Genomic DNA, 12,637 nt, shown 5'->3' on the forward strand with positions numbered 1-12,637 from the left:
GTTCTCTTTATGTATGCGTGAAGGAGCAAACAAAGAAGGCAAAAGGTGAACACACAAACGATACAACTAAATGGCGTAGAAGGCAATCGTTTTTTTAGAAGGTAAAAAAAGGTAAAAAAACGGGCACAATAAACATCCCGCGCCACTGTGACTGGGTGGCACGGGATGTGTATCTGCAAACATCTAACGGTCGATTCTGACGATTGAAAGAACGATCAGTCAGTTATCTTTCTTCTGCAATGCCGCTTTGAACGCGTCGGCCAGACTAGAACCAGACGAGTCGCCTTCCGAGTATTTTTTTAGCAGCTGCCGTTCTTCTCGTTTCGAGACCGCTTTTTTCCCGCGGTCGAGCTTTTCCACGATGCCACATGGACGGCATTGAAAATACTTGCCCGCCTTCCCTTGATGGATTTCCATCCGCTTGCGGCACTGGGGACAGCGCCGTTTGGACAGAATCGGATCTTTACGGCGGCGGTAGCCACACGCGCGATCCGAACAGACGAGTACTTTGCCGTCTTTGCCGCGAACTTCTTTAAGGAATTCACCGCATTCTGGACATTTGGAGCCAGTCAAGTTGTAGGCGCGGTACGTTTTTTCGCTCTGCTTGATCGCGCGCACGTATTTTTTCGTTTGGGTGCGAATGTCGGCGAGGAAGGAGCGGGCATTGCCTTTGCCACGGGCGATCGCTTCCAGTTCGCGTTCCCAGCGCGCCGTCAGTTCCGGCGACTTGAGCTCGTCGTTGACGAGGTCGATCAATTGTTTTCCTTTGCGCGTCGGGGCAAAGCGACCGTTTTGCCGTTCGACGACTTCGGTGGCAATGAGGCGCTCGATAATGTCAGCGCGAGTCGCTGGCGTGCCGAGGCCGTGTTTTTCCATGCGCGCGAGGAGGTCCGCTTCTGTTAACCGCTGTGGCGGTTCGGTGTACGCCTGTTCAATGGCGATGTCGCGCGGCACGACAGTGGATCCTTCGCGTAAGGTAGCGAGTCCGCCGCGCGCAGGCTGTGCGCCTGCTCCTGGCGTATTCAGCCCATCCCCCGAATACGTCGCATCTTTTGCATCGTTTGTATCTTTCCCCAGCACCGCTTTAAATCCCGGGTCGCGCACGACCGTGTCGTGGACGGTAAACGTCTCACCGGCAATGTCGATGTCGGCGTGGATGACGTCGTAGCGGTGCGGCGGGTAAAATAGCGTCAAAAAGCGGCGTGCGATCAAGTCGTATAGGCGGCGTTCGTCGGGCGACAGGTCGCTTAGGCGCACCGATTCATCCGTTGGAATGATGGCGTGGTGATCCGTCACTTTTTGTTCGTTAAACACCCGCTTCGCCTGTACGGTTGCCTTGCCGCGCAAAAGTGGCTGCGTTTCCTCTTTGTACGCGCCGGCGATGGCGCGCAGCCGGTCGCGCATCGTCTTTTCCAGGTCGTTCGTCAAGTAGCGCGAGTCGGTGCGTGGGTACGTGACAAGTTTGTGGTGCTCATACAGCCCTTGCAGCACGTTTAACGTTTTTTTTGCGGAAAAGCCGAAACGTTGGTTGGCATCGCGTTGCAGTTCCGTTAAATCGTACGGCAGTAGTTGTGGCTCGCTTTTTCCTTTGCGGCGGATCGAGCGGACGGTGCCGCGCTGCCCTTGTATTTTTTCATGGAGTTTCTGAGCTCTCGCCTCGTCGAACAGACGCTTGTCGCCCTTTCGTTCCCACGTTGCGGTAAAGGTGGGGAAGCGGGCGTGCAACGTCCAGTATTCTTTCGGGACGAAGCTGTTAATGGCGTTTTCTCGTTCAAGCACCATCGCCAGTGTCGGCGTTTGCACCCGTCCGGCGGAGAGTGGGTCGTCGTATTTCGTCGTCAACGCGCGCGTCACGTTGAGGCCGATGAGCCAGTCTGCCTCGGCGCGGCACACGGCCGATTGATACAGCGAATCGTATTGTTTCGCTGGTTTCAGTTGCTTAAAGCCGTCGCGAATGGCGCGGTCGGTTTGCGAGGAAATCCAGAGGCGCTTCACCGGCTTTTTCCAGTGGATTTTTTCGATAATCCAGCGGGCGACGAGTTCGCCTTCGCGCCCTGCGTCAGTGGCGATGACAAGTTCGTTAATGTCTGAACGCTTGGCGAGGCGTTCGATTGCCTTAAATTGCGCGCTTGTCTTACGAATGACCTTTAGCCCCATTTTGTCCGGAATTAACGGCAAATCGTTGAGGCGCCACGTTTGGTATTTTTTGTCGTAATCCTCCGGCATTTTTAACTCGACAAGGTGTCCGAGTGCCCAAGTGACAATATATTTCTGTCCTTCGATGAAGTTTTTCTGTTGATTGTGGCAACCGAGTACGTGCGCTAAGTCGCGGGCGACGCTCGGTTTTTCTGCGAGGACGAGTGTTTTCATCGCGATCTCCTTTCAAGACGTGTGATCACAAAAAGAAAACTAGAGCTGGTCTCCAGTTTTCTATAACGGACGATCGAGTTGTTTCTATATTATACATTGTAACGTCTCATATGCTAATGGGCAACGGACACGGCCCTTCTCGGGCAATGGGGAGGTCTGCCATACGACTCCGCCATGGGACCACGCCGTTCGGTGCCGTTCGATCCTATCATTCGATTAGGTAAACAGCGCTTGTAAAATAAAGTTGAGCGCGAATAAGGCGGCAACAACGTAAAGTGTCGGCGACAGTTGTTGCCCTTTTCCCACGGCGATTTGCAGCAGTGGGTACGCGATAAACCCGAAGGCGATGCCGTCGGCGATGCTGTATGTCAGGGGTATGAGCACGATCACTAAAAAAGCGGGAAACCCTTCCGTAAAGCGGTGAAACGGGATATGTTTCACGTTTTGCATCATCAGTCCGCCGACGACGATTAAAATCGGCGCGATCGCTCCGTCGGGGATGATCGCAATGACGGGTAGGGCAAATACTGCCGTGCCAAACAACAGTGCCGCTGTCACGGCGGTCAAGCCGGTTCTTCCGCCTGCGGTTATGCCGGATACGCTCTCCGCCGCACAGACTGTCGGACTCGTGCCGAATAACCCCGACAAGGCGGCAGAGACAGAAGAGGCTTGGAAAGCGCGTTTAAACTTGCGCGCATCAGGTAGCATCCCGTGCAACAAGCCCATCGTTTCAAAAGTAATGATCATCGTTAGCGAGAACGTTGCCGTCCAGAAGCGAACGTTCAGCCAATCGAAGGCGAATGTGAGTTGTCCGAGTGCGTCCATATACGGTTATAGTGAAATGCCGCCGCTAGGCGCCTGGCTAAACGACGTTTGTCCGCTTAATAGCCCGACGACGGTTGTCAGAGCGATCGCAAGTAAAAAGCTGCCCTTAACGTTTCGTGCGTACAAGACGATCGTGACGAGCAACCCGAACAGCGTAAGCAGCGCTGCCGGCTCGTGCAAATCGGCGAGCGTGAGCATCGTCGACGAGTCAGCTGCGACGAGGTGTCCTTTTTGCAAGCCGATAAACGTCAAAAAGAGACCGATGCCGACGGTGATGCCGTTTTTCAGTGCGTTGGGAATGGCGCGGTGTAATTTTTCACCTAATGTCGTTACGGCGGCGAGCACAAAAAACAGGCCAGAAAGGACGACACAGAGGAGCGCTTCTTGCCAAGAGAGCCCCATCGATTGCACAATCGTATACGTAAAAAAGGCGTTAATGCCCATACCGGGCGTAATGACAATCGGTGCGTTCGCCCACAAGCCGATCAGTAAACTGCCGACGACACTGGCAATAATCGTGGCAATCGTTCCCGCTTGCAGTGGAATGCCAGCGTCCGCTAAAATAAGCGGATTAACGACGACGATGTACGCAATTGTAAAAAAAGATGTCACACCGGCGGTTATTTCCTGCCGGATCGAGCATTCCTGTGCTTCCAGTTGAAATAGACGATTTAACAGGTTATACAACAAATTCCCTTCTTATGATCTACAAAACCCCTCAACCCACCCGTGACTAAAGCCATTGTCACCATTACCTATTATACACAAAAACTGTATTTGTACAGTGGGAGAGGTGGGGAGGTTTTCGCACGGTTAACCTTTCGCTTGTATTTGTTGAATCTAAAATCGGCTTAAAAATTCATGAAGCGATCGTGTAAGGATATTTTATTGACAACCTAAGTGCATAGTGTTTATATTATACATATACACATTAAACACTATGAACAGGTACCCGAAAAAAGGGGGGTTCCATGAATATTATTATTTCCAATGTCGTTAAGGAGCCGATCTACGAGCAAATTAAGCAGCAAATCAAACAGAGCATCTTGAAAGGTGAGCTAAGCGAAGGCGATGCCCTCCCTTCGATTCGCCAACTGGCGAAGGATCTGCACATTAGCGTCATTACGACGAAGCGGGCGTACGATGAGTTGGAACGGGAAGGATTTATCACGTCTGTCGTCGGAAAAGGATCGTTCGTCGCGGGACAAAACAGTGATTTACTGCGGGAAAAACGGCTGAAGATGATTGAAGAGAAGCTAGCGGAAGTCGTCTCAGAAAGCCACATGCTCGGAATCAGGTTAGACGAATTGAAAGAGATGCTCACTTTATTGTACGAGGTGGATGATTAATGGAAAATACCGTTAAGTTAACGAATGTAAGCAAGGCCTTTGCGAATTTTCACTTGCAGGACGTGTCGTTTGCGATTAAGCGCGGGTACATTACCGGGTTTATCGGGCCGAACGGGGCAGGGAAAACGACGACGATTAAGCTGATGATGAATTTGCTGACGCGAGACTCCGGTGCGATCGAGATTTTTGGTAAGGACGTTACCAATAATGAGCAGTCGATTAAGCAACGGATCGGTTTCGTGTACGCCGACAATTGCTTTTACGAACACCTGACGATCGCACAAATGAAGCGGGTGATCGCCCCGTTTTACGAGCAGTGGGACGACACCGTGTTTGAACAGTACCGGCGCGCCTTCAACTTGCAGTCAAACAAAAAAATCAAACAGCTGTCCAAAGGGATGAAGACGAAGTTTGCACTAGCCGTCGCCTTGTCCCACGACGCCGACCTCATCGTGATGGACGAGCCGACGTCGGGACTCGATCCGGTGTTTCGGCGGGAAATTCTCGACATTTTGGCCAACATTATTCAGGACGAGGAAAAAACGGTCTTTTTTTCGACGCACATTACGTCGGATCTGGAGCACATTGCCGACTACATTACATTTATTCACGACGGGCGCATCGTCTTCAGTGAGACAAAAGACGATGTGTTGGCGCAGTACCGGCTCGTCAAAGGATCAAACGAGCTGCTCGATTGCGATACGCGCAAACTGTTTACTGGTGTGCGCGAGACGTCCGTCGGTTTTACCGGGTTGACGCGGCAAGCGGAGCTGGCACAGCAACTGTTCGGTGCCGAGGCAGTGTTTGAGACGCCGTCACTCGAAGATATTATGGTTTATACGGCGAGGGGGAGTCGACATGCGTAACCTATTGTTGAAGGAATATATGGTGAACCGAAGTACAATCTTTATTAGTTTTATCGCGATGATTTTTCTCGGCACGATCATGTTCACTAGTGAAGATTCGCTTCCTCCCGTGGCGATTGCGGTGCTGTTCATTCTCGTCATTCTCGTCAGTTCTGGTTCCGTCGAACAAAAAAACGACAGTGATGTGTTAATAAACAGTTTGCCCGTTACGCGGCGGCAAATTGTGGCGACGAAATTTATGTTCCCGTTAGTGCTCGGAATCGTCTTTATCGCTTATATGGCAGGGGTACGCGCCGCACTCTCACTCGTTGCCCCAGTGGCAGTCGCGCCAGTAAGCGTGGCAAGCGCTCTGTTCGCGCTGGTTGCGATCGGCTTGTTTACGGCAGTATACTATCCGCTGAACTATTTGCTCGGTCCACGCTTTATGCAAATCGGGCTCGTCGTCTTTTATTTGCTTACCTTTTTCGCCTTCCCCATGTTGTTAAATATTGCGCGAAAATATGCGTATTGGGGGTTGCTCACCTGGTGGCAACAAACGTCACCCGTGCTCATCGCCTTGTGCGCTGCCGCTGTTACCGCACTAATCCTCGTCACCTCTTGGTTATTAACGACGCGAGTATATGAGCAGAAAAACTTTTGATTTTCCATCAAAAAAGGTTAACCCAGCCAAGGGCCCTTACAGGAACGGGCTAAGGTTGCATTGTTAATCAAAAAGTGTTGGTCTGTTGTGGAACGATTATTTGCTTCAACTAATAAAGTTTACCCTGTACAAAACTGTTTACTTAATATAATATATATGTATAGCAAGTAAACAAACTTTTGGAAAGGGTGCTGTGAAGTGTCACAATTTGCGTTACCGAAACTGCCGTACGACTACGACGAGTTGGAGCCGCATCTCGATGCGCGCACGATGGAGATCCACCACGGGCGCCACCACGCGACTTACGTGAACAATTTAAACAAGGCGTTGGAAGGGCAAAGCCAGTTAGCGAACGCTTCAATCGAAGAACTGCTCAGCAATTTGAACGACGTGCCGGAAGAGATTCGCACGAATGTGCGTAACCAAGGCGGTGGCCACTACGGCCACAGTTTGTACTGGACGATTATGAAACCTAACGGCGGCGGAAAACCGACGGGGGACGTCGCCCGCCTCATTGACCGCGACTTCGGTAGCTTTGAGGAGATGAAAGTGAAGCTGTCGCAAGCGGCGGTTAGCCGTTTCGGTTCAGGTTGGGGCTGGCTCGTCGTCAACGGAGAGAAGCTAGAAGTGACGAGCACCCCGAACCAAGATACGCCGCTCATGGAAGGGAAGACGCCGATTTTAGTCGTCGACGTGTGGGAGCACGCCTACTACTTGCAATATCAAAATAAACGGCCTGACTTTGTGAGCGCCTGGTGGAACGTCATCAATTGGGAAGAAGTGGAACGGCGCTTGTACGAGGCCATTCGCTAGGTTGACACCGATGTTGGCGAATGGTGTCATTGAGAGTGTGACCCGCCAAAAAATATTGCTGACTTTTAAGACGAATGGCCCCATGCCCGCGCAGCAGATGGCGAAGATGCTCGGCATCACGTCATCGGGTGTCCATCGCCATCTGACCAAGTTAACGCAAGAAGGGTACATACGGTTCGAATGCCCGGACACGAGTCCGGGCAGGCCGTGTCGCTATTACCGTTTGACAGAGAAGTCAAACGGTTTATTTCCCGAGAAATACGACGAACTAGCGTGTGAGTTACTGGACGCTTTAGCGGAGATGCGCGGGGAGTCGTACGTTCGTCAAATGCTGACGCGGCAATGGGAGCGAGCATTTGCTGTATATGAAGCACATGTGGCTAACTTACCGTTAAAGCAGAAAGTGTATCGCTTTGCACAGTTGTACGACGCGGATGGCTACATGTCGAAGGTTGCGGAAGGGGAGGAAGGGACGTACGTCCTGATCGCACACAACCATCCGCAGCGCGAGATCGTCCGTAAGTATCCGTACGTTTGCGAGATTGAATTGACTCTCATCCGCCGCTTGCTGCAGGTGCCCGTGGAGCAGCTGGAATGTATCTCTAGCGGCGGAAGGTGGTGTCGTTACCTTATTTACCCATATGCGAGTTAATGAGTGTTGAAAGTCCTAAAGCAAGTTAAAAGCCTCAAATACGTACATTAGTACGTACATTAGTCCAATCGTTAAGTCCGATCGCCCGACCGAAGGGGCGACTTTTTTTATCGTGTAAGCTTGGGCATGCAGGATGTGAACGAAAGCTGCGATCACGTAAAACGACACCCCGAGGGACAACAAAACCTGAGCTACATTCAGATCGCTCAGGTTGAGGGAGTCAAAGTAACTGTTACTGTCAAAGTAACTATTACTGCTGTTAAAGCGACAGTTTATTTCTGCTGTTACTTTTTTAATCCGTCGTAAATTTTGTCGATGTTCCACTGTAGCATCTTCAAGTACGTATCGCCGTCTTCACCCGGTTTACCCGTTTCATCGGAAAACAGTTTGCTGGCGATGTCAACGCCCGCTTCTTTGGAGACGGTTTCCATCGGTCTGGGCTCGACGTTCGATTCGACGAACAGCGCCGGTACCTTTTTCTCTTTAATAAACTTGACTAGGGACGTAATTTGTTCCGGAGTCCCCTGTTCTTCCGTGTCGATTTCCCATATATACCCTTCTTCGAGGCCATAAGCAGCCGCCATGTATTGGTAGGCGCGTTCACTCGTCACAAGGACGCGGCGTTCCTCGGGAATTTCAGCGATGCGCTCCTTGTACTGTTGGTGAATCTTTTCTAATTCCGCAATGTACACTTTGGCGTTTTCGTCGTATACGTCGGCGTGGTCGGGATCGACCTTTTTCAAGGCGTCGCGCGCATTTTCCGTCATTTTAATCCCGACTTCTGCTGATAAGAAGGAGTGTGGGTTGATTTCCTTTTCTTTTCCGTCGTCAGACGACAAATACATCGGTTCAACACCTTCGTTCAGTTCGAACACTTGGTCGCCGTCCATCGTTTTACCGGCGGATTCGACTAAGTTCTCAAACCAGCCACCTTCTGTTTCCATATCGAGCCCGTTCCAAAACATCACATCGGCGTCGGTCGACTTCTGGATATCTTCCGGAAGTGGGCTGTACTCGTGAGGATCGGTGCCGATTGGGACCATGCTATGGATGTCTACGCGGTCACCGCCGACATTTTTAACGATGTCTTGTAAAATGGAGAAAGTCGTTACGACTTGCACTTTGTCGTTACTTTTTTTGTCATCTTTGCTGTCACTATTTTTTGCATCCGTCGTCGCTTTTTCCCCATTTTTTGACGATGCGTCCCCGGTCGCACTGTCACTGCTACAGGCAGATAAAGCCAACACGGCAATTAATGCGATACAGACGACTTGCAAAAGCTTAAAGCGTTTCATGTGATACATTCTCCTCTACTCTGTATTTCTTCATTTTTTATTTAAAAATGGTACATACTAACATACACTTACGAATGCTCACGAATGGGTGGCTGTCTTTCGTTGGCGCGACTTGAGTGAACGCCATAAAATACCTTGCTTCGGCGAGAAGACGAACGCCACTCCGAACAAGATCGTCGCGACGAGGACGATGACTGCACCCGAAGCTAAGTTAAATTTGTGACTGAAATAGAGGCCGATGATCGACGAGATGACGCCGAACAATGCAGACAAGTAAATCATCACCCACAGGCGATCTGTCAATAAGTAAGCTGTCGCAGCAGGTGTAATGAGCATCGCCACAACGAGAACGATTCCGACCGTCTGCAACGAGGCGACAGTGACGAGCGTCAGCAAGGTCATCAAGAAATAGTGGATCAGCTGGTTCGGCAAGCCGTACGCGGCAGACATCGTCGGGTCAAAAGAGCTAATAAGCAACTCTTTGTAAAAAAGGTAAACCGCGGCGATGATGACGACGCCGATGGCGAATGTCATCCACATGTCGCCCGAACGTACAGCTAACACGTTACCGAACAAAATGTTGTTCAAGTTCGTCGTGCTTTGTGCCGTCGAGATGAGAATAATTCCTAAGGCAAACATCGCCGTAAACACGATACCGATCGACGCGTCGTTTTTAATGCGGCTGTTTTGGCTGACATAGCCGATCCCGAGCGACGTCAGGACTCCTGTTACGACGGCGCCGATGAAATAGTTAATGTCGAGCAAATAGGAGACCGCAACGCCGGGTAATACGGCGTGCGAAATCGCGTCGCCCATTAGGGCCATGCCGCGCAAGATGATGAAACAGCCGATGACGCCACATATGATGCCTACCATCACTGACGTGAATAACGCCTTTTGCAAAAACTCGTACTGCATGACGTCGCGTAAAAAGTCCATTACACACCCACCCCGATTTCTTCAAACAAGGAAAACTGTTTCTGGAAAGCTTTTAGCATGACTTCCGGTTGAAACACTTGTTCAACGGGCCCGCAACCGACGAGTTCCTTGTTAATGACGATGAGTTCGTTAAAGTAGTTATTCACTTTACTTAAGTCGTGGTGCACGACGAGCACCGTTTTGCCCGCGTCGCGCAACTCTTTTAAAATCGACACAATCATTTCCTCGCTCGTCACGTCAATCCCTACGAACGGTTCATCGAGGAAAAAGAGGTCTGCGTTTTGGGCTAACGCGCGGGCGATGAACACGCGCTGCTGTTGCCCGCCGGACAGTTCGCCGATTTGTCGGTTGGCAAAATCTTGCATGCCGACAGTTTCTAAACATTGGCGTGCCCACTTTTTTTCTTTTTTGCGTGGCCGTCGAAAGACGCCTAAACTCGGGTACGTGCCGAGTAGGACGGTTTCGAGCACCGTAATCGGAAAATCCCAGTCAATGTCACTCCGCTGCGGGACGTATGCCACTTTATTGCGTACGTCTCTTACCGCTTGGCCAAAAATTTCTATCTCACCGCGATCTTTCGGTACGAGACCTAGCACGGCTTTGAGCATTGTCGACTTACCAGCTCCGTTCGGTCCGATAATCCCGACTAAGTTGTGCGGCTGAACGGAGAAACTAACGTCATGGATCACTTCATTTCCGTAATAGGAAACGTATAAATTGTGTACAGACATCGCGGGTGTCACGATCGATTCACTCCTTCTCACGTACAATGCTTCTAGGCAAACGTATTGCATATCCGACTTTAATTTGGGCATGGTAAAAAAATATGCTATAAGCAAAACCGTATATACAAATGATAATGCATTTCAATTAAATTGTAAACACCTAGAGGAAAAAAAGCCGCTACAGCGTGCAACTAATAAATGGTGCAACTAATAAATGTCAATAATTGTATGAAGCATATTGTTCGTCAATGAGAACATGTCTCACACACCGCGGGAGTAACAATGATATAATGGACGTTATGGTGGGAGATGCTCGCCTTTTCCGAGATATCGGGGGGTTCGAAAACTAAAGCTAGAAGGTGAACAATTGTGAGAATCAACCTGATAGACCGCTATCGAGGCGGGTTTATTGGTTTGGCTGTAGGGGATTCCGTCGGCGCGGCCGTCGAGTTTCAAGTGCCGGGGACATTTGCTGCCGTGACCGACATGATCGGCGGCGGGGTACACGATATTGAACCGGGAGAATGGACAGACGACACGTCCATGGCACTCTGTTTAGCAGAAAGTTTGCTAGAAAGTGACGGTTTTGACGCGAACGATCAAATGCAACGCTATCTTAAATGGTTCCGCGAAGGATATTTTAGTTGTCGAGAGAATAGTTTTGGCGTCGGGAAAATGGCTGAAGAAGCATTGGTTCAGTTTGAAGAAACAGGGGATCCGTACAGTGGCCTGAATAATCCAGAGAAAGCCGGTAACGGCTCGCTTATGCGCCTGTTGCCGATCGCCCTGTACTATGCGGGCGATGTGGAACAAGCAATCGAGTATGCGACAAAAAGTTCACTCACGACTCACGGCGCCACCGAATCCATCGATGCGTGTCGCTTGTTTGCACACGTGCTCGTTCAGACGGTTCGCGGGGTAGAAAAAGAAAAGTTGTTTGGAGAGACGTTATGGCCGCACCGGCATCAGTTAACGGAAAAAGTTGCCGAGATTGCCGCCGGGTCGTACAAAACGAAAGAGCCGCCAGAAATAAGAGCATCCAGTTATGTCGTCGAGTCACTCGAAGCGGCACTGTGGGCGTTTCACCGCAGTACGAGTTTCGAAGAAGGGTTACTAATGACTGTCAATTTGGGCGACGACGCCGATACGACGGGGGCGATCTACGGGCAGTTGGCTGGTGTGTACTACGGGATGGCCGGTATTCCACGCCGCTGGCGCGAACAGCTAAAAAAACGGTCGCTCATTATGCGCACGGCGGATCACATTTATATGAAAAGTGACCGGCCGCTCGACCAGTAGGATCGTTGTGGAGGATTAAGGTTGCAAAGTTAAAATTACATAGTATTGTACAAACCGTCTAGGTGTCGTGGAAGCGGCCTGGGCGGTTTGTTTTGCGTCAAAACGCCTCGACGAACGAAAATAGGACGTGCGGCATATAGCGGCATATAACTTTGGTGGGCATTGAAAAAACACCGCTTCGTTATCGCATCTGTTTAACTATTTTTGCGAGGCACCGCTCGGGGTGCAAAATGTGTTTGTGTTTAATCAAGGGGTGCGTGGGCCGTCACTCGTGCGCGCTTTGCCCGTCGTCGTTACGGCTGCGTTTTGCGATACGCTACTCATTTTGCTCGCCGTACTCGGCGTGTCGGTTGTCGTGCTGAAGATTGCTTGGCTGCAGACGGTTCTTTATGTGGTCGGTTGTCTCTTTTTACTGTATATCGGTCTTATGACGTGGAAAAGTGCTCCGCTCGATCCCGCGCGGAACGGTCAAGCGGGACGAGGGGAGCACTCGGCGAAAAAACAAATCGTTTTTGCCGTCTCGGTGTCGCTGTTGAATCCACACGCCATTCTCGATACGATCGGCGTGATCGGAGCCAATTCACTCCATTATGCGGGCCAGGAAAAATGGGCGTTTACGCTCGCGACGGTTTTCGTTTCATGCGTGTGGTTTTTGCACTCGCCGTCGCAGGACGCCTCCTCGGGAGGTTAGACGAAACAGGGGTGTGGATCACGCGCTTAAACAAACTGTCGGCGGCCATTATTTGGGCGCTCGCCGGTTATATGGGGTGGAATTTGTTTTGAATAAAATGGACACATATAAAGAAATACATTGCAGAAGGTAAAAAAAAGGGTTGCTGTTCCGTGATACGAACGATAAAGTTA

At 50.5% G+C, this 12,637-nt stretch carries 10 protein-coding genes and 2 pseudogenes; 7 read left to right on the top strand and 5 right to left on the bottom strand.

The window, feature by feature from the left end:
* Positions 1 to 219: 219 nt before the first annotated feature.
* Together BN1247_RS04375 and BN1247_RS04380 are read right to left on the bottom strand one after the other, a co-directional pair.
* Positions 220 to 2,370, bottom strand: a complete 2,151-nt coding sequence (locus BN1247_RS04375; RefSeq protein WP_054949302.1) for a DNA topoisomerase III — start codon at positions 2,368 to 2,370, stop codon at positions 220 to 222.
* A gap of 216 nt (positions 2,371 to 2,586) precedes the next feature.
* Positions 2,587 to 3,882 (bottom strand): annotated as a pseudogene (locus BN1247_RS04380) (NCS2 family permease).
* A gap of 284 nt (positions 3,883 to 4,166) precedes the next feature.
* Here BN1247_RS04380 and BN1247_RS04385 point away from each other — a divergent pair.
* The 5 genes from BN1247_RS04385 to BN1247_RS04405 all read left to right on the top strand — a co-directional run bounded on the left by BN1247_RS04385 (position 4,167) and on the right by BN1247_RS04405 (position 7,515).
* On the top strand, positions 4,167 to 4,544 hold the full coding sequence (locus BN1247_RS04385) for a GntR family transcriptional regulator (protein WP_054949303.1): 378 nt from the start codon (positions 4,167 to 4,169) through the stop codon (positions 4,542 to 4,544).
* Complete coding sequence (pmtA, locus tag BN1247_RS04390; protein WP_054949304.1) at positions 4,544 to 5,410, top strand: phenol-soluble modulin export ABC transporter ATP-binding protein PmtA; 867 nt, start codon at positions 4,544 to 4,546, stop codon at positions 5,408 to 5,410. Before BN1247_RS04385 ends, pmtA begins: the two co-directional genes overlap by 1 nt.
* Positions 5,403 to 6,050 carry an ABC-2 transporter permease gene (locus BN1247_RS04395; protein WP_054949305.1) on the top strand — a complete coding sequence of 216 codons (648 nt, stop codon included), beginning with the start codon at positions 5,403 to 5,405 and terminating at the stop codon, positions 6,048 to 6,050. The genes pmtA and BN1247_RS04395 overlap by 8 nt, the downstream gene beginning before the upstream one ends.
* Before the next feature lie 198 nt (positions 6,051 to 6,248).
* A complete protein-coding gene (locus BN1247_RS04400) occupies positions 6,249 to 6,863 on the top strand; it encodes a superoxide dismutase (RefSeq protein ID WP_054949306.1) in 615 nt (204 codons plus the stop codon).
* Positions 6,864 to 6,873: 10 nt separating this feature from the next.
* Positions 6,874 to 7,515, top strand: a complete 642-nt coding sequence (locus tag BN1247_RS04405; protein ID WP_147675177.1) for a helix-turn-helix transcriptional regulator — start codon at positions 6,874 to 6,876, stop codon at positions 7,513 to 7,515.
* 284 nt (positions 7,516 to 7,799) lie between these two features.
* Here BN1247_RS04405 and BN1247_RS04415 read toward each other — a convergent pair whose 3' ends face one another.
* The 3 genes from BN1247_RS04415 to BN1247_RS04425 form a co-directional block, all read right to left on the bottom strand.
* Positions 7,800 to 8,810, bottom strand: a complete 1,011-nt coding sequence (locus BN1247_RS04415; RefSeq protein WP_054949309.1) for a metal ABC transporter substrate-binding protein — start codon at positions 8,808 to 8,810, stop codon at positions 7,800 to 7,802.
* A gap of 78 nt (positions 8,811 to 8,888) precedes the next feature.
* Entirely contained in the window at positions 8,889 to 9,749 is an 861-nt protein-coding gene (locus tag BN1247_RS04420) for a metal ABC transporter permease (RefSeq protein ID WP_054949310.1), read from the bottom strand.
* Positions 9,749 to 10,492, bottom strand: a complete 744-nt coding sequence (locus BN1247_RS04425; RefSeq protein ID WP_054949311.1) for a metal ABC transporter ATP-binding protein — start codon at positions 10,490 to 10,492, stop codon at positions 9,749 to 9,751. Before BN1247_RS04425 ends, BN1247_RS04420 begins: the two co-directional genes overlap by 1 nt.
* Positions 10,493 to 10,843: 351 nt before the next feature.
* On the opposite strand from BN1247_RS04425, the gene BN1247_RS04430 reads away from it, so the two are divergent.
* Together BN1247_RS04430 and BN1247_RS04435 are read left to right on the top strand one after the other, a co-directional pair.
* Positions 10,844 to 11,773 carry an ADP-ribosylglycohydrolase family protein gene (locus BN1247_RS04430; protein WP_261796027.1) on the top strand — a complete coding sequence of 310 codons (930 nt, stop codon included), beginning with the start codon at positions 10,844 to 10,846 and terminating at the stop codon, positions 11,771 to 11,773.
* Between the two features lie 190 nt (positions 11,774 to 11,963).
* Positions 11,964 to 12,556: pseudogene (locus BN1247_RS04435) on the top strand (LysE/ArgO family amino acid transporter).
* Positions 12,557 to 12,637: the final 81 nt, after the last annotated feature.

Origin of the sequence: Numidum massiliense, assembly GCF_001375555.1 — a bacterium.
GTDB lineage: Bacteria > Bacillota > Bacilli > Thermoactinomycetales > Novibacillaceae > Numidum > Numidum massiliense.